Source organism: Pseudomonas sp. LAP_36, from assembly GCF_019456785.1.
GTDB lineage: Bacteria > Pseudomonadota > Gammaproteobacteria > Pseudomonadales > Pseudomonadaceae > Aquipseudomonas > Aquipseudomonas tritici.
Genome location: NZ_JAHZMS010000012.1, coordinates 74,455 through 96,154, shown reverse-complemented (window position 1 = coordinate 96,154; position 21,700 = coordinate 74,455). Strand labels below are relative to the sequence as shown.

The following is a 21,700-nucleotide window of genomic DNA, read 5'->3' as shown; positions in this document are numbered from 1 at the left end:
GATGGCTAGGATGTGGATGGTACGCGGCGAAGGAGGCAGCCTTTACGAGGCTTTTCGGGAGCGCGGCGTTGCAGCCGTGGGCTGGAATCAACTGGCCGCACATGCCAAGCCTGGAGTCGGACGTAAACAGTTGATCGCTCTGTACCAGTCCATCGAACCCCAGGCAAAACAAGGGACGGTTATCTCGGGCGCATCTCAAGTCTGGCGGTTCGTCAATGACATACAGGATGGCGATTGGGTCGTAACCTATTCGCCCGCTAATCGACTGTACTCAATCGGCAAGGTCACCGGCCCGGCCGAGCACCATCCCGAGTGGGGCGAGCAAGGCATGCCGCTGGTGCGCAAGGTGCAATGGCAAGAGCGGGACTTGCCGCGCGACAACTTGGGCACTAGCACCAAAAACAGCCTGGGTTCGACCCTGACCCTGTTCGAGGTGCCGTCCAACGCTGCAGCCGAAGTGCTGGCCGCGCTGAAGGGTAAATCGGCGCCAGCAGTGGAAGATGAGGCCGAGGAAGTCATCGCCGATCCACTCGCCGATATTGAATCGCAGGCGCTGGAACGTATCAAGGACCGGGTTAATGAACTGGACTGGGACGACATGCAGCAACTGGTCGCTGGCATCCTGCGCGCCATGGGCTACAAGACCCAAGTCTCTCCACCTGGTTCAGACCGTGGCAAGGACATCGTTGCCTCGCCCGACGGCTTTGGTTTCGAGCATCCGCGGATCGTGGTGGAGGTCAAGCACCGTAAGGGGCAGATGGGCAGCCAAGAAGTACGCAGCTTTCTTGGTGGCCGCCACAAGGATGATCGCGGGTTGTACGTCAGTACTGGCGGTTTCACCAAGGACGCTCAATACGAGGCCGACCGCGCCTCCATACCGCTGACGATGTGGACACTGGACCATGTGGTCCGCGCATTGATCGAACACTACGACGCCACCGACGCCGAGACCAAACGAGTCGTTCCGTTGAAGCGGCTGTATTGGCCTGCTTGACGCTATACACATAATTTCTTCTGGCGCGTACTCCAATCTGAGCCAGGCTCTTTGAACTAGGAAAACCGTATGACCAGTGCCCAACAACGTGCCGCCCTGCAACGTCAAATCTGGGCCATCGCCAACGACGTGCGTGGCGCAGTCGACGGCTGGGATTTTAAGCAATACGTGCTCGGCACCTTGTTCTATCGCTTCATCAGCGAGAACTTCGTTGACTACATCACCGGTGGTGATGGCTCGGTCGATTATGCTGCCATGGAAGATGACAACCCGCTGATTGCCGCCGCCAAGGACGACGCAATCAAGACCAAGGGCTATTTCATTGCGCCCGGCCAGTTGTTTAGTAACGTCGCCGCCAAGGCCAGCACCAACGATAGTCTGAACACCGATTTGGCACGCATTTTTGCCGCCATCGAGAGTTCCGCCAATGGTTACGCCTCCGAGCAGGACATCAAAGGCCTGTTCGCTGACTTCGACACTACTAGCAACCGCCTGGGCAATACCGTTGCCGACAAGAACAAGCGTTTGGCGGATGTACTCAAGGGTGTGAGCAAGCTCGAGTTCGGCAGCTTCGATGCCAGTCACATCGACTTGTTCGGCGACGCCTACGAGTTCCTCATCTCCAATTACGCGGCCAATGCTGGCAAATCCGGCGGCGAATTCTTTACCCCGCAGCATGTGTCCAAGCTGATTGCCCAGTTGGCGATGCACAAGCAGACCAGCGTCAACAAAATCTACGACCCGGCGTGCGGTTCCGGCTCGCTGTTGCTGCAGGCGAAAAAGCATTTCGACGCCCATTTCATCGAGGATGGGTTCTTTGGCCAGGAGGTGAATCACACCACCTACAACCTGGCGCGGATGAATATGTTTCTGCACAACATCAACTACGACAAGTTCAACATCCAGTTGGGCGACACGCTGCGTAATCCGCACTTTGCAGATGACAAGCCCTTTGATGCTATCGTGTCCAACCCGCCCTATTCGGTGAGATGGATCGGTAGTGATGACCCCACGCTGATCAACGACGACCGCTTTGCTCCCGCCGGTGTGCTCGCGCCAAAATCCAAGGCGGACTTCGCCTTTGTGTTGCACGCGCTGAGTTACCTCTCCGCCAAGGGCCGCGCCGCCATCGTCTGCTTCCCCGGCATCTTTTACCGCAGTGGAGCCGAACAGAAGATCCGCCAATACCTGGTGGACAACAATTATGTGGAGACGGTGATCTCGCTAGCGCCTAACCTGTTCTTCGGTACCACCATCGCCGTGAATATTCTGGTGCTGTCCAAGCACAAGCTGGACACCACTACCCAGTTCATCGACGCCAGCGCGCTGTTCAAGAAAGGTACCAACAACAACCTGCTGGAAGACACGCATATCGAGCGGATCATGCAGGTTTTCGATAGCAAAGAGAATGTCGATCACTTCGCGCAGTCAGTGCCGTTAGAAAAGGTGGCCGCCAACGGTTACAGCCTGTCGGTTAGTAGTTATGTGGAAGTCAGGGACACTCGCGAAGTGGTGAACATTGCCCAGCTCAATGTAGAGCTGAAAAAGACAGTGGCCCGTATTGCCCAGCTTCATACTGAGATTGATGCAATCGTCGCAGAGATCGAAGGTGAGGAGGTTGAGTCATGAGCAACATTAGTTTCATGGACAGCCTGTTGAATGGGGTGGCAGTGGAGTGGAAGGCGCTTAGTGAACTCGGTGAGTTAGTTCGGGGCAGCGGATTGCAAAAAAAGGATTTTACCGAAACAGGTGTGCCAGCTATTCACTATGGCCAGATCTACACTTATTACGGTTTGTCCACGTCAAAAACAAAATCGTTTGTATCACCTGATTTAGCTAGGCAACTAAGAAAGGTCAATCAGGGAGATGTGGTAATTACCAATACAAGCGAAAACCTTAAGGATGTGGGGAAGGCTCTTGTTTACCTTGGAGGGCAACAGGCTGTAACGGGCGGTCACGCAACCATCCTGAGGCCAGGCAGTTGCTTGCTGGGGAAGTACTTCGCCTATTTCACCCAGACGAGCGAGTTTGCTGGTGAAAAAAGAAAATACGCAAAGGGAGCAAAAGTAATCGACGTATCTGCCACTGACATGGCAAAAATACGGATTCCCATTCCCTGCCCAGACAATCCCAAAAAATCGCTAGAAATGCAGTCCGAAATTGTCCGCATACTGGACATCTTCACCGAGCTTACCGCCGAGCTTACTGCCGAGCTTGCTGCCCGCAAAAAACAATACAACTACTACCGCGACCATTTGTTGAGTTTTGAAGGCGAAAAGGTGGAATGGAAGGCGCTGGGAGATATTGGCGAGTTCATTCGCGGGAGGCGATTTACCAAGGCTGATTACGTCGAAGAAGGCATCCCCGTCATCCACTACGGTGAAATTTATACCCGATATGGTGTGTGGGCGGACCAAGCATTTTCAACGGTTCGAGATGACATGGCTGGTTCGCTACGCTATGCGGAGCCGGGTGATGTTGTCATGGCCGGTGTTGGCGAAACTGTGGAAGATGTAGGCAAGGCTGTTGCATGGCTAGGAACCCAGACTGTGGCCATTCACGACGATAGCTATGCTTTTCGCCACTCAATGAATCCAAAGTACATCTCCTACGCGATGCAAACAGCTTCATTCAATTCCCAGAAGACGAAGCATGTGTCTAGCGGGAAGGTTAAACGCATACTCATCGAGGGTATTAAAAAAGAAGTACGGATCCCTGTTCCATACCCCGAAGACTATGAAAGATCGCTTGCGGAACAGGCTCGCATCGTCGCTATTCTGGACAAGTTTGACACCCTCACCAACTCCATCAGTGGTGGCTTGCCCCGCGAGATCGAACTGCGCCAGAAACAATACGAGTACTATCGCGACCTGCTGCTGGGCTTCCCCAAACCGGAAGAGGTGGCGGCTTAATATGAGCAAGACGCTGACCGAGATCGCCCGGCAACTGAAAGACGCCAACAGGAAGGTGCAACTGATCTATGCCTTCAACGGCACGGGCAAGACGCGCCTGTCGCGCGAGTTCAAACAGTTGGTCTCACCCAAGGGGGAGGGCGAAGAGGCGGCTGATCCACCAGCGTTGTCGCGCAGCAAAATCCTATACTTCAACGCCTTTACCGAAGACTTATTCTATTGGGATAACGACTTGGCGCTGGATGCGCAGCCCAGACTACGGATCCAGCCCAACTCATTCACGGACTGGCTGCTCGCGATACTTCGGGATCTGGGACAGGACGGCAACATCGTCCGCTATTTCCAGCACTACACTAGTGACAAGCTGACCCCGCATTTCAGTGAGGACTTTTCGGAGGTCACTTTTTCGCTTGAACGGGGGAATGACGAAATCTCCGGAAACCTCAAGATCTCCAAGGGCGAAGAGAGCAATTTCATCTGGAGCATCTTTTATACGCTAATTGATCAGGTCATTAGCACGCGCAATGTGCCAGAGCCGGAAGACCGCGAAACGCGGGAGTTCGATCAGTTGGAATATGTATTCATTGATGATCCGGTGAGTTCGCTGGATGAAAACCATCTCATCGAATTGGCGGTCAATCTGTCAGGGCTGATCAAGGCCAGTCCTGCCGATTTGAAGTTCGTCATCACCACCCACAGCCCGCTTTTCTACAACGTGCTGCACAATGAGCTTGACCTCAAGAAAGGTGGCAAGAAAGAGGGCTGCTATTTGCTGGATCGTCTTGAAGACGGCACCTTTGATCTGAGCGTCAAATATGGCGATTCTAACAAGAGCTTTTCTTATCACCTCCATCTGCGGCAGGTCCTTGAGCAAGCGATTGCCTCTGACCTGGTGCAACGCTATCACTTCACCCTGCTGCGCAATCTCTATGAGAAAACCGCCAGTTTTCTGGGGTACCCGCAGTGGTCAGGACTTTTGCCTGACGACAAGCTGGCCTACCTGAACCGCATTATTCAATTCACCAGCCACAGCACGCTGTCCAACGAGAGTGTCACCGAGCCAACCCTGCAGGAGAAGCAGACGGTCAAATTCCTGCTGGATCATCTGGTGGCCAACTACGGCTATTGGCAACAGGAAGAGGCGCCGGGCGCCTGATAGCGTGACGAGATCTGTTGTCGTGACGTTGGAGAGGAACAGCGCATGAGCGAACCACCCACACCTGCGATTACCGACAGGCGCTGATTACCATCAAGCAGCACATTCAAAGCTCGCAGAAGGCCGGTGGGTTCAAGCCGGGTACATCGGAAAGCTCAATTTCTACCTGTCCGCCGTGGACGACCAGTTGCGTGTCGCAGACTATCAGCCGACCATTGGCCTGATCCTGTGCAAAGACAAGGACAACCTGGATGTAAAGTACGCGTTGCGTGATATCCACAAACCCATGGGCGTTAGCTCATTCATCACCAAGGACATTCCACTGGCCGTGCAGTCGCAATTGCCCACAGTGGAGGAAATTGAAAGCGAACTCGCACAGGGACATGGGGAGACCCCAAGCAATGACTGATTACAAGACCATCGCCGAGTCCAATACCTTCATCGTGCTCGACAGGTATGCCAGAGAATGGAAAGTTGCCGAGAGCTACCAGAGCGAAGGCGATCTGGAGCGCGAGTTCATACAGGATCTGGTCAATCAGGGCTATGAGCATTCCACCGGGCTGAAGACGATGCCGGCGCTGCTGGCCAATGTGCGCACGCAGTTGCAGGCGCTGAACGGCGTCGAATTTTCCGACGCCGAGTGGGCGCGCTTCGTGGAAAGCTGGCTGGACAAGCCCAGCGACAGCATCCTCGACAAAACCCGCAAGGTTCACGACGACCATGTACACGACTTCGTGTTCGATGACGGGCGCATCCAGAATATCTACCTGCTGGACAAGAAGAATCTGGCCCGCAACAAGATGCAGGTTATCAAGCAGTTCGAGCAGGCGGGCAGCCACGCCAACCGTTACGACGTGACTATTCTGGTCAATGGCCTGCCGCTGGTGCAGGTGGAGTTGAAAAAGCGTGGCGTGGCGATCCGCGAAGCCTTCAATCAGGTGCACCGCTATAGCAAGGAAAGCTTCAACACCCTGCATTCGTTGTTCAGGTATCTGCAGCTGTTCGTGATCTCCAATGGCACCGATACGCGCTACTTCGCCAACACCACGCGGCGCAACAAGCACAGTTTCGACTTCACCATGAACTGGGCGCAGGCCGACAACACCCCGATCAAGGATCTGGAGGACTTCACCGCGACCTTCTTCCAGAAGCGTACCCTGCTCGATGTACTACTCACCTATTCGGTATTCGACGTCAGTAACACCCTGCTGGTGATGCGCCCGTACCAGATTGCCGCCACCGAGCGCATCCTGTGGAAGATTCGCAGTGCCAGGCAGGCCAAGCGCTGGAACAGCACCGAGGGCGGCGGTTATATCTGGCACACTACCGGCTCGGGCAAGACGCTGACCAGCTTCAAGGCTGCGCGCCTGGCCACCGAGCTGGAATTCATCGACAAGGTATTCTTCGTGGTGGATCGCAAGGATCTGGATTACCAGACCATGAAAGAGTACCAGCGGTTTTCACCCGACAGCGTCAATGGCTCGGAGAGCACCGCAGGCCTCAAGCACAACCTGGACAAGGACGATAACAAGATCATCGTCACCACCATCCAGAAGCTCAACAACCTGATGAAGACCGAAGGCGACCTGCCGGTGTACCTCCAGCAGGTGGTGTTCATATTCGATGAGTGCCACCGCAGCCAGTTTGGCGAGGCGCAGAAAAATCTGAAGAAGAAGTTCAAGCGCTTCTATCAGTTCGGCTTCACCGGCACGCCGATCTTCCCAAAAAATGCGCTGGGCGCTGATACAACCGCCAGCGTGTTTGGCCGCGAGCTGCATTCCTATGTGATCACCGATGCCATCCGTGACGAGAAGGTGCTCAAGTTCAAGGTGGACTACAACGATGTCCGTCCACAGTTCAAAGCTCTGGAAGCCGAGCAGGACGAGAAGAAGCTCAGCGCTGCGGAGAACCGGCATGCTTTGCTCCACCCCACGCGTATCCGTGAAATCTCGCAGTACCTGCTCACGCATTTTCGCCAGAAAACCCATCGTTTGCAGGGAGCAAACAAGGGCTTCAATGCCATGTTCGCGGTGAGCAGCATTGATGCCGCCAAGGCGTACTACGAGACGCTGCAGAAGCTGCAGGAAGGCAGCGACAAGCCGCTGCGCATCGCCACCATCTTCTCCTTCGCCCCCAATGAAGAACAGGACGCCATTGGCGACATTGTCGATGAGAGCTTCGAAGTGTTGGCGATGGATAGCACCGCTAAAGAGTTCCTGAGCGCGGCGATTGCTGACTATAACGCGTTGTTCAAAAGCAGTTTCGGTGTGGACAGCAAGGGCTTCCAGAACTACTACCGCGACCTGGCAAAGCGCGTGAAGGATCAGGACATCGAACTGCTGATCGTGGTAGGCATGTTCCTGACCGGCTTCGATGCGCCAACGCTCAACACGCTTTTCGTCGACAAAAACCTGCGCTATCACGGCCTGATCCAGGCCTATTCACGCACCAACCGCATCTTCGATGCCACCAAGACTTTCGGTAATATCGTCACCTTCCGCGATCTGGAGCAGGCCACGGTCGACGCCATCACGCTGTTCGGCGACAAGAATACGCGCAACGTGGTGCTGGAAAAAAGTTATCAGGAGTACATGGAGGGCTTCACCGACACGATGACCGGTGAGGCGCGGCGTGGCTTCATGGATGTCGTGACGGAGCTGGAGCAGCGTTTTCCCGACCCGGCGAATATCATCAAGGAATCGGAGAAGAAAGCCTTCGCCAAGTTGTTCGGCGATTACCTGCGCGTGGAAAACGTGCTGCAGAACTACGACGAGTTTGCCGCGCTCAAGGCGCTGCAGACGGTCGATATCAGCGATACTCAGGCCGTGGAAGCATTTAAGCTTGAGCACCACCTGGATGACGAGAAGCTAGCCGAGCTACAGACCATCCGCCTGCCTGTCGAGCGCAAGGTCCAGGATTATCGCTCCACCTACAATGACATCCGTGATTGGCTGCGGCGAGAGAAAGCGGGTAACGAAGTAGGCAAGTCCACCATTGACTGGGACGATGTGGTGTTCGAGGTCGACCTGCTCAAGTCCCAGGAAATCAACTTGGATTACATCCTCGAGCTGATCTTCGAGAAGAACAAGAAGATCAAGGGCAAGGCGGCACTGGTCGAGGAGATGCGCCGGGTGATTCGCGCAAGCCTGGGCAATCGCGCTAAAGAAAGCCTGGTGGTGGACTTCATTAACCAGACCGAGCTGGATCAGATTGGTGACAAGGCTAGTGTGATCGACGCTTTTTACTCTTTCGCCCAATCAGAACAGCGGCGCGAAGCGCAAGAGCTGATCAGCGATGAGGAACTGAATGAAGGGGCAGCTAAACGCTACATCGCCACTTCGCTAAAACGGGAATTTGCTAGCGATAATGGAACTGAGCTTAATGCCATCTTGCCAAAAATGAGTCCGCTTAATCCGAAATATCTCCAGAAGAAGCAAGATGCCTTCCAAAAGATCGCCGCTTTTGTTGAAAAATTCAAAGGTGTAGGTGGAAATTTATAATGTAGCAGCAGGGCTAGTATATGGGTCGGCACCAAGTGCCTTCAGACAGTCTTCCCTGCGCTAAGATGCAGCTTGATCGACAATTCGCCCGAGGTGTTGCTCCCTCATTTAGATGCAGGGATGTGCGATTCTTACATGATATCGAGTGAGCCTGTCATGCCTATTTTAAGGAAAACTATAATGCCAGCAAAAAAACAGGAACGGCAATGAATAAAGAAATCGCGGATAAAATCAGACAGAACTCACGTATTTTTCTTAGAAACGCTGTTAAGGAGCTGATTTCTCACGACGACTCAAATGACGATGGACTTTCTCAAGAAGTCGCAGTAGTTGCCTGCGTATTCATACAAATGTCCTTCGAATTAGCCCTTCTCGCCTACTTAGTTGAGCGGGAGGGTATTCGCGCGGTAGTAAAAGTCCAAGATGAAAAGCTGACTGAGGAAAAGCTTTTATCAAAGTTCAAAAACAACAAACTTAGCACCAAGACGTTTAACGAACTGGCGAAATATGCATCAGATAAAAACCTTTATCTTCGAGAAGAAGACTCTGGAACTGTGGAAGGTTTTCAGAGAAAGCGTAACAAACTTGTCCACCTTAACTATGATTTTAACCAAGATGAGCTGTATGAACTAAAGTACGATCTAGTATATTTTTTAGTTTATCTAGTTATACCAATACTTTCCAAGGAAGAAGCAAGGCCGTCGACTGCAATTGCATCTTGCTTAAATAAAAGTGATTTTGCTAAGCTAATTAAATTCCCGCCTTATGCCACTGAAATGCGTGAGCGCGCTAAGAACTTTTCGAAAGATGTGTATAAGTGTTTCGAATGTGGCAATGAGTCTCTCGCGGCAAGCGATTATGGGAATGAGCATTGCTTCTCGTGCAATCAATATTTTTCTCATGTTGGATTTACTGATTGCGCTCGCTGTAAATCAAGAAATTCTATAATATATGACAAGCTTAATATTAAGTATCAGTCAGATAGATCGCTGAAGGGAAAATGCCTAAAATGCGGCGACGATGACCTCATATACTCATGTGAGTCATGCGGTGAAATAGTCGCCCTAGAGGCAACGTCCTATGGGAAATGCACACCTGAACACTGCGAGGAAAAGGAATCTTAAACTGTCAAATACGCGTAGCTTTTCACGGGCTAATTTTTCCTACGCAGTCGCCGTTCTAATATTAATAAAGTCATAATTTTGCAGACGCTACGATAGTTATCGCTATTTTATAATGAGGTGGTTATAAAATACTTGAAATTCTATATTGCGCGTAATTGCACCCCTACACTTTTTATTACGACGAAGGGCAGCAGTCGGCCAATAGCTGCCGGTGGCGACATAAAGCACCTGGCCATAAGCAGAATTTGGCAGACCGAGCTTTAATCACCAGTCGCCTCGGATACGTTATGGTCTTCGAGATAAATATGCTCGCTCTCGGAAAATATGTTACTTCCGCCGACGCGACCGGCTCCAATAGGAACGAACCGTCATACTCGTTAAGCGCCCAATTTGGGGATGGATCGATGTATCTTTCAATTATGAGCCCCGATGCACTGACCCACGTCGCCACGTTGGCAAGAGGGCTTTGGATAGTCGGGTATCTGGACGAACCGATTTTGGTGATCAAGACGGGCAAAGAGATCATTCTCACTGCCCGAGAAAACCGGGAATTCAAAGTCTATCTAGCGCCTTGCGAAGTCGACGGTCAAAGCGGACTGACGCTTCTGTCTGCGTTCTTCGACGACCCCGTAAGCCCGCTTTTGATCACTACGCCTCTCGTGATTGCTGACGCTCTCACTGAAGCTCTCAAGGTCCTTCCCGACAAATTCAAGATCTGTTTTTTTGATGAGCACAACCGTGAATTACTAAGTTGCAAGGCCTATGCAGAACTCGGCCAGTTTCGAACTCAGCTTGCGGTGAGTCCTTTGTTAGGGGAGGAGTACTTTGGCGAAATGCTGGATCAAGGAGATACTTGGTTCACTACGAGTACCGTAGAGGACGACAAGCAAGCAACCTCGGTGATCCTGGGGGAAGACTTGTTCCCTAGCAATTATTTGATCACCGACATGACGCGACAAGGATTTCAAGGTTCGCTTGGTTTCTCAACCACCCAGCTTGAGCGACCGGAGCCTGGAACGCTGCAAGAGGTGGACATTATCTATCTGCTTCAGCGAGCTTACGCCGCTGAACGCATCATTCATGGACCATTAAAGGTTACCGACGGTGAAGAGTTGGTAGACGTGCTGATACTTGGGGATGAGGTCACTGTACTTCTGCAAGCAAAGGACAGCCCAAATACGGCGGCGAATCTTGGCACAAAATTGGAACGGAAACGTCGAAAGGCAACCAGTCAGCTCACAGATGGGCTCTCTCAAATGCGTGGAGCCCTCTCTACGATCCGTCGGGAGGGCAATCCGAAACTCAAATTGGTCACTGGAGAGGAGCTCGATATTGACCTAAGCGCCAAGCCATTAGTGGGTGTTGTCATCGTCAAGGAGCTTTTCAATAATTGCTATTACGAGTACGGCTCTCAGATCTTGGATTTTATGGATAAATATCGAATTCCTGCTTTAGTATTCGATTATTCCCAGCTAGAGGTAATGACTCGCCATTGCCCGTCAGAGCGGGAGCTCTTGTCAGCGTTTTATCAGGTATTCGAGTGCGCTAGGGATCGGCGCATCTATCCGCGCCTCCGGTTTCCAGATCGGCCGCCGTACTAAATCATCCTAAGAATATGGATGGGAACTTGGCGTAGGTCAGCTCTTCATAGTGGCGGTTGCCAATTCCCACAATGGGATGTTGATTAAATCGGTCGATGCAACACACACTGTGTAAGCAGCAGGGAGCTCCCGGACAGCCGTCAACAGCCGCTCATGCTTTCGCATGTGCTTTAACACTCGGCTCTAGGAAATCAACTATGGCCGATTCAAGTCGCTTTATATAGATCTTCTCGAATTCATCCAGTTTTTTATCATCAATTTTTTGCGATACACATAATTTCAGGCGCTCCCAGCGATCTAGTTGCCCTAGGTAGCTTTTAATAATTATACGGTTGAGAAGCCTGTACGCTTTCGCCAAGTCAAAAGAATCCTCCTTTAAAATGAATTTATAATTCAGGTAGGCCTCAGAGTATTTCTCCTCAATTTTAACTACTCTAACCGACGGTGATTCATGAAATTTATTCCATATTTTTTTGCTTTTATCGACAATAAATTCTTTGGAGTTTAGTCCGTGCTTATAACAAGGCGCTAGCCCATTTTGGCCGGCGAGTTGCATCAGCAGCTGATAAATGGTTGGGCCATAGCCGCTAAGTGCAACTACATTATCGACGTGCCAAGCCGTATTCGAATATCTAAATTTTATCGCGGCCAATATTTCGCTACGCGAATTTATCAATGACACCATTGGATAATAGGAGCTGCCCGCTTTTTCAGGATGGAAGCCACTTTTTTTAAAGTAAAGGGCAAGACCGTCAATAGGATGTATGGCCATTTTCGTTAACTTTTTATTAATTTATGAGGTTTTTGAGTCAGAGTCGATTGCAATGCCATATAAAACGAATGACATAACAGGCGCTTTAATTCGGTCGTGAGAATAATGTCTGAGCTCGGTACGTTGTGATTAATTATACGCTATTTGCTGCCTCGCAACACCCGGAAACTCGAAGGACTCGGTGGTGGCAGCTTAACTCCGGCAGGGAGCAATACTTTCAGTCCTCGCGATTTTTTATGGTTTCAACGTGCCGCTGCGGTTACTTCAGCTTCTGTTAGCTTTTCAGTAGCGAGCAGTGCATCTGCAATTCGCTCGACAGCGTCCGCTTTCATATAGTGCTTTGCCTGACCAACAGCATAGTTCATAAACTCAAAATCCAATTCCTTTTGACTTTTATTCAGACACGTGGGGTTATCAGTTCCCCAAAACGCGACGAAATCCAGTGCCACATTTCTATAGGCATATTGTATGAACTCCGACTCTGTCGGTGACGTGCCATCTTCGTTCACAAGCCGACCAGTACTATAAAGAAGGAATTCGGCCGCAAAACCACCCAATGCGATCAGCCGACGCTGCTCGATATGTCGATCTTCAGTTTTTTTGATCTGAGTGCAACCGTAACTGCGAGGCTGCTCTCTGAACAACTCCATCTCTAAAACACGGGCACCGACTCGGAGAGCCACCTCTGCATGTCCTGCTTCGTGAAAGCAGGCGTACTCAGGTGAATTGAGAATTATTTTTGCTGCATTGTTCGAGTAATCCTAGCGCTTAGATATTCTTGATTTTAGCAGTATGTATCGTGTCAGCCCGCTCTCATTTGTATGTTCACGAAAGGCCGCTTCTGGCCCATTCTGTTGAAAAAGCCGACTTCGGTTTTCACGGCAGAAAAGTTCGCGCCCGAGATTGAAATCTGTGTTTTGGGCAGAAAGTTCACGACTCGGATTTCACGTAGCAGCACGCAAAATAAGTGTTTTTACCCATCAGTTTCCGAGCATTTGGACAAACCGACTATTTCAACAGAATTGGCCATAGCTGCCTGCCATGAAGGGCTGCTTCTGACCTATAGCGCTTCTCCGCTCCAAGCTGACTTGTCGCTTTATTCCTGAGTCATACCACGATTCGCTCGCGCCGTAGGGTAACGCTTTGCGGTGTCGAGCGAGTCTTTCGCAGGTGCTCAATTATCTGCGACATGAAGTGCGATAGCTGTGGCTTTTAGATGCATTGGGCGCGACTCCGATATGCTCGCCATTTCTCAGTGCTGGGATCTACAACCGAAGCCAGTCCCGCTGGCGATTTTATGCCTACCACGGATTTCCGAACATAGGCGATTAGCGACAGCCTGACTTCGAACGTCGCTATGCATAGTCAAACCTCAGTCTGTTCCGCCATCTCCAGGGCGATTACTACCTATTGCTTAGGGCCGCAGTCGACTATGCCGAATCTGGTTACTGCCTTGAATAACTAATTTATGAAGCGTAATAGGTGGAATATCTCAACCATCCCTGATGTCGAGCCTTTAATGGTGACAAATCAAAGGTGGCTATTTCTAAGACGCAATTTATCACGCATCCACTGACCGTCCCGCCGCATCTCTTCGCGCAAGCTAGCTATATCCTGCGGGGAAAGTGACAACAAAGACCTGATGGGTGGCTCCGTGCTGGTACGACGACCGTCAACCTTCTCCGGGTCAAACTGCTCTCTATCGAACCTTATACCGATCACCTCAACAAAATCGAAATGTGCAGGACATTCTCTACCCCGACGATCACGCACTATCAGGTCGCCATGTTCATCACGGATGACGTAATAAGCGGCGCGGTCTTGTTGCATCATGATCGGCTTCACACGGTCGAACACTTGTCGCTCATGATCAAATTTCCAGATGTACATGAGTTTTTCCTCGGCTTACTCAGTCGAAATTGTACAAGTTAATGCAATAGATCCGCGTGGGCCGGACTCAGCAGTCGATATCCGGCCTGCTCGCGGTCCCTGTTGCTGCAGAAGGCTAACTACCTGCTCAACCTGCTGCTGATCACCGCGGTGTAGCTGGAGCGCTGCTCATCCGTCGCGCCTACGGATAATTTGATCATCGAGATAGGCCGTCCCATTATGGAGAAGTCGTGAGCGGGCTTAATCTCCCAGGTACCTTTTGCTTATTGGGGAAAACCTCTCAGTTTTTCATCGCTCATATCGAGTCCACTTGAGCATTCCAGCGCTGAATGCAACAGTGGCTCTGCTGCGAGCCATTGATCAATCCTAGGCGAGGGCGCTTTGCTATCCATCAGTACGAGAGGCATCGCAGCGAGCAATAGCGTTTTCATAGTGATTCTTTTTTGGCTCGATGCCCATGTTTTAGCAATTGAAAAGTACGTTGCAGCGGGTACACCAGTCTTGTGCTGAACGCTGGCTCATTGGAAAGCGTAGGGTTGGCTGGGTTGCATCAGCGACCACCAGAACCAGGGCGAAGTCTTTGAAGCGACTCGTGCGCTCGAAGGTCGGAACGCTCATACCTGTTGCATTGACCATGCGAGCACTGCCGCCCATTTCCATCGACTCGGCTTCTCGCCACTCGCAATGCCACTTCATCACCCAAGAGAATTCTCTGACCTGATAGTCGCCGGTGACGCTTTGACATTGAGCGAGTTTCTTATTGACGTGATCAAAGACCATAAATGACGGGCTTGGGTAGCCTAGCAGCTGCGTACCGTCGAGGTTTAAGCCTTCTTGTAGGTTAACAGAGGCGACGAGCAATTTTGCCCGTTTCTGCTGATGCACCAGGTGCCATATAGCGAGGCAAAGAATTGAAAGAGCTATCAGGAAAAATCGAAATACGTCGGCTGTATGGTTTTCGCTCGAAAGCAGCATGCCCAACAATGATCCTATCGTCGCGAGTCCTGATAGACCGGCTGCAGGGATGGCGATAGCACTAGCAAAACTGATCCAGACTCCCCTCAAAGCGCTTTTCATAGTTACCTCCAATGTCACTTATAGGAGACATCCTAGACGATCAATTTCAAATTGTCACTTATAGAGCGTGTACCTATAGGGCGTGGTCCGATAGTGGGCGTACTCATAGCATCCTTTCCTTTAGGGGAGAGAATAATGACGATTGACCCACGTACCGTTTTTGGCTTAAGGCTAATTGAGGTCAGAAAGGCGAAAGGTTGGTCTCAGGAGCGGCTTGCGCTGGAGAGCGGCTTAGCACGCAGCTATCTAGGAGGCGTGGAGCGTGGTCAGCGCAATATCGCGTTGTTGAACATATACAAGCTTGCAGAGGCATTAGCAGTCTCACCAGGGTCATTGCTGGACCCTCCGACGGCAATGTGAGCGAGCGTTTTCAGCGCTAGTCTCCTCTAGTCAGCCAAGGAGAGTAGCCATGACAACCCCATCTCGATCCACGCGCTCGAAGCGCCGTGGTCGTCCCAAAAGCGAAACCCTTTACACGTTCTACCAAATTCAGATCACAGGCTGGGAGTTTGGGTGGTCGTTCAGCCTGGTTCCATCTCAGGATGAATGGAAGAAGGCCGGATATTTTGATGAGTTTTCTACCCTTACCCTCAAGGGTAGGGTGTGCATGCCTGAGCACTTCAAATATCCGGAAGTTACTCTGGATCTGATGTCTGATTATGAGTTGAGGCAATCAGCGAGTCGGCCTAGTGGCATAGGATCGATGTCTGCAAGTGAAGGACAGATACGCGGATTTATATGCATTCCATCGACTGGAATCGCATCATTACTTAGTATCGTAAATTCCCTCGCCAGCATCGAAATAATCGGTACACCGCTGCGCTATCGAAAAGGGCTCATAAGTTCGATCAGCATAGGAACTATCTTGGAGTGATGTTTGACATTGGCCGTTTCGAGGTATCCACTAAAGCTTCAGAGACTGTAGCCAACACCGCTCAGGGCGGCATCCGGCACATGGCTGCAATGGGTTCCAGGTCACCACAGGTTGGACGCACTGGAATCATAAGTTGTCCCCAGGGCCGCTGAGACTCATTTCTATCGAAATGAGTCTCAGCGGCCACATTCTTTGTGCTTGGCTGAGCCAGCACAAAGAATGTGCGAGTTTTGATGGGGACAGGAAATCAAGGGGCTGCGTCCAAGGTAAATCAAGTCTACAGTGTGTAATCATGGTGTCTGAAATGTGGAAGTAGTACTGTCGCTCCATGGCTAAATAGTGTTATAGATTATGGCACGAGTGTGTGAATATTCTGGTCAGATGGTAGCGGGACTATGTAGGTTGTTTTGGCTTATCTCAGCTTTGTTTCGATATGCGGATGCGGGGTCTTGTCCATAACTCTGGAATAGATACAAAGCATAGAGATATAACCTTCTTACAAACTCCAGCATTAAGGGCGATGTTGTCAGCATATATTTAAGCGGACGTAATAGCCCTTAACGTCAGGATGTAAATGCGCTAACGAAGATATTAACCCAAACTGTTCAAAGCCCAATTTGTTCAGGAATGATTACATCCCTGTGCAACCATCTCAAGCGGCGTGCATGACTCACAGCAAACCTGCCGGGTCATCAACCTCTATCACCATAGAGGTTGCCGCCCTGGCTAAGCTCACCAGCATCTCTCGAGCGATTTCGAAGCTATTTGCTATTTCTTCTCGTCTCCAAACCTTTCATTTTTGCTTCATAAACAATGTTTTACGCTTCTTCTGTAACTCGGATACTCTGTTCTGAAGATCTTTAGGTAACTGAGGAATACTTTTATGCCTTGATGTAAGTCTCAATTTTAGGCGTACATATCTTATTGTTGCCAAGGATGTTGACGGCTGCATCGAAGGAGTAATCCAGAGATGTTTCTAAGATTTTCTGAAGAAACGACCCTGTTGTGCGCCCATAAGCTTACAGAGCCGAGCCGCTGAGACGGACGGATTGGAGATCGGATAAACAGAGGAGGATGGGGTGCATTGAAACTTCCCTGTTTTTGCTACCGGTGCTAGCTCCTGGCGTGTCCATTAGCAGCATGGCTATAGACGTATTTTTAGCACAGTGGCACATTGAAGCCACGCCAACGAGCAGAAATAAATTAGGGCCGCTTTAGATGACCTATCTCACATTGCAAAAGCGGCTGGAACGCGGAACGAATTTAGACAGGTCACTCTGCGCTTAGCTGTGTCACTAATGCTTTGTCGATCCGGGCTCGCAGGTAAGCGAAATTAATCTGCTTGCATATTCCAAGGGCGAGGTTTCGACAGCATCCTCCAATTTTGCAACGGCATCACCATCAAGGATGTGGAAATGCAACTCACACGCGTCGCGATACGCAACTTCCGAAATTTCAAAGATCTCGATGTTCCACTCAGCGGTAACATCGTTGTTGTAGGCGAGAACCGTGTGGGGAAAAGCAACCTTCTCTATGCCCTGAGGTTGCTCTTCGATCCTAGTCTTCCGGATAGTGCGCGCCAGTTGGGACAGGGTGACTTCTGGGATGGCTTAGGCGAGCCATTGGACGATGAAAAGATCACTATTCTCGTTGAAATTCAAGCATTTGAAGAGGATATGGATCTGCTCGCGATGCTGACAGACTATCGTCTGGATGATGACCCTGACACGGTTCGACTCACCTACGAGTTGCGGCCCATCCCAAACCTTGGCCGGTTCCCTGCCTCGGATGAGGATTACGAGTTCATCTGCTTTGGCGGCGAGGCTGAAAGAAAGCGCTTCGGTCATGACCTTCGTCGCCGCATCACCATGGATACACTGCCCGCACTACGAGACGCGGAGGGTGATCTGGCAATGTGGCGGCGTTCACCGCTGCGCCCGCTCATTGAGCGAGCTTTTTCGGAGGTCAGTCGCGACGAACTCGGTGAGGTTCAGGAAGCGATCAGGGCAGCGACCAACGATCTTACGCAGTTCGACCCCGTGAGAACGCTGGAAGAAAATCTCGGAGCTATGTACGCATCCATGAGTGGGCCCAATCAGGATATTGAGCCCCGCTTAGGCTTCAGTACCATCGACATCACTCGCCTTTATCGCAACGTGAAACTGTTGATCGATGGTGGTTTGCGAACGATCAGCGAGGCGAGCCTCGGCTCCGCAAACGTCGTGTTTCTGAGTCTGAAAACGCTCGAATTGCAGCAGTTAATGAATGAAAACCGACGAGATCACACGCTCCTTGGTATTGAGGAGCCCGAAGCTCATCTTCATCCCCACCTTCAACGATCCGTTTATCGACACCTATTCGAAGAGTTTGGCGGCGCAGGAGATGAGCGGCTATCAATCCTTCTGACGACACATTCCCCCCACATTGCGAGCGTCGCCCCCTTGCGATCGCTCATGCTGCTGCGTGAAACCCGTCATGAAGGGACGGTAGGACGATCCTCGGCTGAATTGAGGCTGACTGACAAAGACGAAAAAGACCTGGCCCGATATCTGGATGTGACACGCGCGGAAATGCTGTTTGCGCGGGGAATTATTCTCGTAGAAGGCGATGCAGAGAAATTCTTGCTACCCGTTTTCGCGAAGTCGCTTGGCTACGACCTTGATCATCTTGGCATCACGATCTGCTCTGTGTCGGGCACTAACTTTCAACCCTATGTGAAGTTTTTGACTGCTCTGGAAATACCATTCTCAGTGATGACGGACTGGGATCCGCGTGCGGCCGCTCAGCCACTTGGGTTCAATCGTGCATTGGAGTTGGTTCGAACCATCTTGCGTATACGGAGCGGTCGAGAGCCTATAAGGATTATTGCTGCACTCAGGGCTTTGAGCTTCGGCGATTTTGAAACCCAGTGTGATGGGTACGGAGTGTTCACGAATGTGGACACGTTGGAAGTCGACCTCTTTGAGGAAGGTGATTTCATAGCTCCTATTCTCGCCACATTGCGCGATGAAAATTTAAGTGAGGAGCGAACTGCCTGGGTAGATGGCTGGGAGGATGACCCAGATACACTCGATATCGGCAACTACCTCAAGCTCATAGAAACGGTAGGCAAAGGCAGGTTCGCCCAGCGGCTAGCCTCTCGTGTTGCAGGCCTAGAGCCCCCTCGTTATATACAGTCAGCCATTGAGTTCGTGGTGCGAAGTGTCAGATAAAACTTCATACCTTATCGCTGCGCAAAGCCTGCGTGCAAATGCAGGTCAGTGGGCGGCTTACCAGTCTCTTGGGCATTGCGTCGTCCTCGCAGGGCCTGGCAGTGGCAAGACAAAAACCCTCACCATCAAGATGGCGCGATTACTTGCAGAAGATATTGCAGAGCCCCGTGGAGTTGCCTGCATCACATTTAATAACGAGTGCGCTCGGGAATTAGAAAGCCGGTTGAGTGATCTTGGCGTTGAGCCAAGCCGCCGAATATTCATCGGAACGGTCCACTCCTTCTCCCTTACTCAAATAATCCTTCCGTACGCTCGGGTCGCCAGACTCGGTTTACCAGATAACTTCCGTGTCGCGACCAAAAGCGAGCGGGGCCAGGCATTGCTCGCTGCTCTCGGCGACATGGGCGAAAATCTAGAGCCATTGAGGGAGTGGGAGGCACGAATGAACAGCTATAGACGGTCGATTTTGGATCGAAGTCGACCGGAGTGGCTGGACGTTAACCCTGAGCTTGCGCGCTTGGCCGAACTCTATGAAGGGCGGCTCCGGCGTATGAGTTTAATCGACTATGAGGACATGCCCCTGCTGGCTCTGAGGGCGCTTCGTGAGAACGAGTGGCTTCGGAGCGCCCTGTTGGCAAAATTTCCGGTCCTCATTGTTGATGAGTACCAGGACTTAGGCAGCGCTTTACACCGAATGGTCCTTGGCTTGTGCTTCTCCACTGGGATGCGATTATTCGCGGTAGGTGATCCTGATCAATCTATTTATAGCTTCAACGGTGCTCGACCGGATCTATTACGACTACTCTCGGAACGTCCTGGCGTGGAGACGGTACGACTGCGCTTGAATTACCGTTGTGCGACTCGAATTGTGGCAGCGTCTGGGGCGTTACTCGACGAAGCGCGAGACTATGACGCAGTGGCGGGCGCGCCTGCTGGTGAGGTGTTTTTTCATCCCTTGCGAGGGCGATATGAGGGGCAGGCATCTGTACTTATCAATGAGCTCTTGCCTCAGGCTCTTGTTCGCCATCCGGACCTTCGGCTTGGAGATGTCGCGATCTTGTACCCAGCTGCATGGTTGGGCGACACGTTGGTTCCCGCGATCCAGCAAGCTGGCTTGCCATTCATTCGTACTGATACCAACGCTCTGTATTCGCGCTCCAGTAGATTAATGCACTGGCTGGAGCAATGCGCCATATGGTGTTGCGGAGGGTGGCAGACCGGATCCCCACTTTTTTCACGGTTGACCAGTGAAGGGAAACGTTTGTTCTCCAATGCAATTCAATCTGACACCCAAGCAGCTGAGTTCCATCGGGGATTGATCACGAAGCTATGGGCCTCGCGAGAGGGTGCGCTGCCGCTACTGGAATGGCTGACTGATTTCCGCGACCGACTTCTAGATCCCCTCGGCGCAGAATGCTCAGATCTGGCTGATGAGTTGACTATATTGGCTGATTTCATCAAGCGGCTCTCGCCTGAAGGGGACAGTCATGACATGTGTCTCGCGAGCTTAGCTGGTCAAAGTGAGGGCAGAGATAGCTTGAATCTTTCTTCTCTCCATAGCGCAAAGGGCCGAGAGTTTCCCGTAGTATTCATGTTTGGGGCCGACGTCGGAAGGCTACCCCGTGACGGCAGCACTGATCAGGAAGTCGCCGAGGCACGCCGCGTTTTTTACGTAGGGCTTACACGTGCTGAAGTCGAGATCCATATGGTCTACACCCAGGGACGCGCATCACGATTTGTTAGCGAGGTGGAACGCCGCATCGAAAATGGTATTTAGCCTCGTCGCTCGTATTACTATCCTCCTCTATGTACCTCACCATAGTTCAATTGACATAGGGGCTGACTGAGCCCGAGGATCCGCCGCAAATTGTCGAACCGGGTTCGTCGCTACAACCTCCAAAGGTGTTAAGCCATCTGCGCTGCCTTGGGCGGCTGTCCCATAAGTACGCCGAGTCTTAGCTGACACATGACCTAACCCACGGCTAACGCTATCTCCATCGCTGAAAGCCTTCATATCAGCCGCCCACTGATGCCGAAAACAGTACGCAGTGATGGGCTGCTTGTGATTTGGCCATAGGTATTTGGCTAGGCGTCGTACCTCAACGGTAAAATTTACTGCACTGTCAATTTTGACTTCTTGCATAGGCACCTCTTCGCTGGAGTATGCGAAATTGCATATTTCTCGGATGAGGGGGTGAGGATCGTCCACGCTATATTTAATGATGCGCTCCGGCTGTCCTTGCCCGGCTTTTACCTTGGCACCCCTAATACAAAACGCAATAAATTCTTCACCGGTCATTGGATCAGCCTCTCTGCATACGGCTATTCCGTGAGCTAACTCCGCAGGGCGGCAGCCTGTCAAAGCGGCTACTAGTATTGGTAAGGCATATTTGCCATGGTTGGCACGCTGATATAGGTCATGTCGCCAATAGGATGGTAATCCCCGGAGAGCCTGGCGTTTACTGCTGCGTTTGCGCCTCGGACAGATGAAGCCATTTTCCCGTGATTCGCGTAACTGCTCCAATTGCCTCAAATGCAATGTCAATTGGTGCATCAAAAGCTCGGATTGGGTCGTAACAGCTGTCTCA

Annotated in this window: 16 protein-coding genes; 12 read left to right on the top strand and 4 right to left on the bottom strand. The window is 51.3% G+C overall.

Annotated features, from left to right (window positions below):
• Position 1: 1 nt before the first annotated feature.
• The 8 genes from JBO08_RS26290 (at position 2) to JBO08_RS28245 (ending at position 11,287) form a co-directional block, all read left to right on the top strand.
• Positions 2-994, top strand: coding sequence for a restriction endonuclease (locus tag JBO08_RS26290; protein WP_220075199.1), 993 nt, complete (start codon positions 2-4; stop codon positions 992-994).
• Positions 995-1,063: 69 nt separating this feature from the next.
• On the top strand, positions 1,064-2,623 hold the full coding sequence (locus JBO08_RS26285) for a type I restriction-modification system subunit M (protein WP_220075171.1): 1,560 nt from the start codon (positions 1,064-1,066) through the stop codon (positions 2,621-2,623).
• Positions 2,620-3,906 carry a restriction endonuclease subunit S gene (locus JBO08_RS26280; RefSeq protein ID WP_220075172.1) on the top strand — a complete coding sequence of 429 codons (1,287 nt, stop codon included), beginning with the start codon at positions 2,620-2,622 and terminating at the stop codon, positions 3,904-3,906. Before JBO08_RS26285 ends, JBO08_RS26280 begins: the two co-directional genes overlap by 4 nt.
• A 1-nt stretch (position 3,907) precedes the next feature.
• Positions 3,908-5,062, top strand: coding sequence for an AAA family ATPase (locus JBO08_RS26275; RefSeq protein ID WP_220075173.1), 1,155 nt, complete (start codon positions 3,908-3,910; stop codon positions 5,060-5,062).
• Positions 5,063-5,126: 64 nt separating this feature from the next.
• Complete coding sequence (locus JBO08_RS26270) at positions 5,127-5,471, top strand: PDDEXK nuclease domain-containing protein (protein ID WP_220075200.1); 345 nt, start codon at positions 5,127-5,129, stop codon at positions 5,469-5,471.
• Positions 5,464-8,562 carry a type I restriction endonuclease subunit R gene (locus JBO08_RS26265; protein WP_220075174.1) on the top strand — a complete coding sequence of 1,033 codons (3,099 nt, stop codon included), beginning with the start codon at positions 5,464-5,466 and terminating at the stop codon, positions 8,560-8,562. The genes JBO08_RS26270 and JBO08_RS26265 overlap by 8 nt, the downstream gene beginning before the upstream one ends.
• 206 nt (positions 8,563-8,768) lie before the next feature.
• On the top strand, positions 8,769-9,686 hold the full coding sequence (locus JBO08_RS26260; RefSeq protein WP_220075175.1) for a hypothetical protein: 918 nt from the start codon (positions 8,769-8,771) through the stop codon (positions 9,684-9,686).
• A gap of 404 nt (positions 9,687-10,090) precedes the next feature.
• Positions 10,091-11,287 carry a hypothetical protein gene (locus JBO08_RS28245; RefSeq protein ID WP_258407187.1) on the top strand — a complete coding sequence of 399 codons (1,197 nt, stop codon included), beginning with the start codon at positions 10,091-10,093 and terminating at the stop codon, positions 11,285-11,287.
• Between the two features lie 151 nt (positions 11,288-11,438).
• On the opposite strand, the gene JBO08_RS26250 is transcribed toward JBO08_RS28245, so the two are convergent.
• From JBO08_RS26250 to JBO08_RS26235, 4 genes are all read right to left on the bottom strand, one after another.
• Positions 11,439-12,059: a hypothetical protein gene (locus JBO08_RS26250; protein WP_220075176.1), complete on the bottom strand. Its 621-nt coding sequence runs from the start codon at positions 12,057-12,059 to the stop codon at positions 11,439-11,441.
• Positions 12,060-12,301: 242 nt separating this feature from the next.
• The gene (locus tag JBO08_RS26245) at positions 12,302-12,742 is read right to left on the bottom strand and encodes a hypothetical protein (RefSeq protein WP_220075177.1); all 441 of its coding nucleotides are present in this window, start codon (positions 12,740-12,742) and stop codon (positions 12,302-12,304) included.
• A gap of 847 nt (positions 12,743-13,589) precedes the next feature.
• On the bottom strand, positions 13,590-13,949 hold the full coding sequence (locus JBO08_RS26240; RefSeq protein ID WP_220075178.1) for a hypothetical protein: 360 nt from the start codon (positions 13,947-13,949) through the stop codon (positions 13,590-13,592).
• A 462-nt stretch (positions 13,950-14,411) separates the two neighbouring features.
• The gene (locus JBO08_RS26235; protein WP_220075179.1) at positions 14,412-15,026 is read right to left on the bottom strand and encodes a hypothetical protein; all 615 of its coding nucleotides are present in this window, start codon (positions 15,024-15,026) and stop codon (positions 14,412-14,414) included.
• A gap of 135 nt (positions 15,027-15,161) precedes the next feature.
• Between JBO08_RS26235 and JBO08_RS26230 the strand changes: the two genes are divergently transcribed.
• The 4 genes from JBO08_RS26230 to JBO08_RS26215 all read left to right on the top strand — a co-directional run bounded on the left by JBO08_RS26230 (position 15,162) and on the right by JBO08_RS26215 (position 20,889).
• Positions 15,162-15,386, top strand: coding sequence for a helix-turn-helix domain-containing protein (locus JBO08_RS26230; protein ID WP_220075180.1), 225 nt, complete (start codon positions 15,162-15,164; stop codon positions 15,384-15,386).
• 49 nt (positions 15,387-15,435) lie between these two features.
• Entirely contained in the window at positions 15,436-15,900 is a 465-nt protein-coding gene (locus tag JBO08_RS26225) for a hypothetical protein (protein WP_220075181.1), read from the top strand.
• Positions 15,901-17,315: 1,415 nt separating this feature from the next.
• A complete protein-coding gene (locus tag JBO08_RS26220) occupies positions 17,316-19,112 on the top strand; it encodes an ATP-dependent endonuclease (protein WP_220075182.1) in 1,797 nt (598 codons plus the stop codon).
• Entirely contained in the window at positions 19,102-20,889 is a 1,788-nt protein-coding gene (locus tag JBO08_RS26215) for an ATP-dependent helicase (RefSeq protein ID WP_309304244.1), read from the top strand. Before JBO08_RS26220 ends, JBO08_RS26215 begins: the two co-directional genes overlap by 11 nt.
• Positions 20,890-21,700 lie beyond the last annotated feature (811 nt).

What these genes read in the sequence shown, in the direction of transcription:
- JBO08_RS26290 (WP_220075199.1), top strand. Translation starts at nt 2, where the DNA reads ATGGCTAGGATGTGGATGGTACGCGGCGAAGGAGGCAGCCTTTACGAG.
- JBO08_RS26285 (WP_220075171.1), top strand. Translation starts at nt 1,064, where the DNA reads ATGACCAGTGCCCAACAACGTGCCGCCCTGCAACGTCAAATCTGGGCC.
- JBO08_RS26280 (WP_220075172.1), top strand. Translation starts at nt 2,620, where the DNA reads ATGAGCAACATTAGTTTCATGGACAGCCTGTTGAATGGGGTGGCAGTG.
- JBO08_RS26275 (WP_220075173.1), top strand. Translation starts at nt 3,908, where the DNA reads ATGAGCAAGACGCTGACCGAGATCGCCCGGCAACTGAAAGACGCCAAC.
- JBO08_RS26265 (WP_220075174.1), top strand. Translation starts at nt 5,464, where the DNA reads ATGACTGATTACAAGACCATCGCCGAGTCCAATACCTTCATCGTGCTC.
- JBO08_RS26260 (WP_220075175.1), top strand. Translation starts at nt 8,769, where the DNA reads ATGAATAAAGAAATCGCGGATAAAATCAGACAGAACTCACGTATTTTT.
- JBO08_RS28245 (WP_258407187.1), top strand. Translation starts at nt 10,091, where the DNA reads ATGTATCTTTCAATTATGAGCCCCGATGCACTGACCCACGTCGCCACG.
- JBO08_RS26250 (WP_220075176.1), bottom strand. Translation starts at nt 12,059, where the DNA reads ATGGCCATACATCCTATTGACGGTCTTGCCCTTTACTTTAAAAAAAGT.
- JBO08_RS26240 (WP_220075178.1), bottom strand. Translation starts at nt 13,949, where the DNA reads ATGTACATCTGGAAATTTGATCATGAGCGACAAGTGTTCGACCGTGTG.
- JBO08_RS26235 (WP_220075179.1), bottom strand. Translation starts at nt 15,026, where the DNA reads ATGAAAAGCGCTTTGAGGGGAGTCTGGATCAGTTTTGCTAGTGCTATC.
- JBO08_RS26230 (WP_220075180.1), top strand. Translation starts at nt 15,162, where the DNA reads ATGACGATTGACCCACGTACCGTTTTTGGCTTAAGGCTAATTGAGGTC.
- JBO08_RS26225 (WP_220075181.1), top strand. Translation starts at nt 15,436, where the DNA reads ATGACAACCCCATCTCGATCCACGCGCTCGAAGCGCCGTGGTCGTCCC.
- JBO08_RS26220 (WP_220075182.1), top strand. Translation starts at nt 17,316, where the DNA reads ATGCAACTCACACGCGTCGCGATACGCAACTTCCGAAATTTCAAAGAT.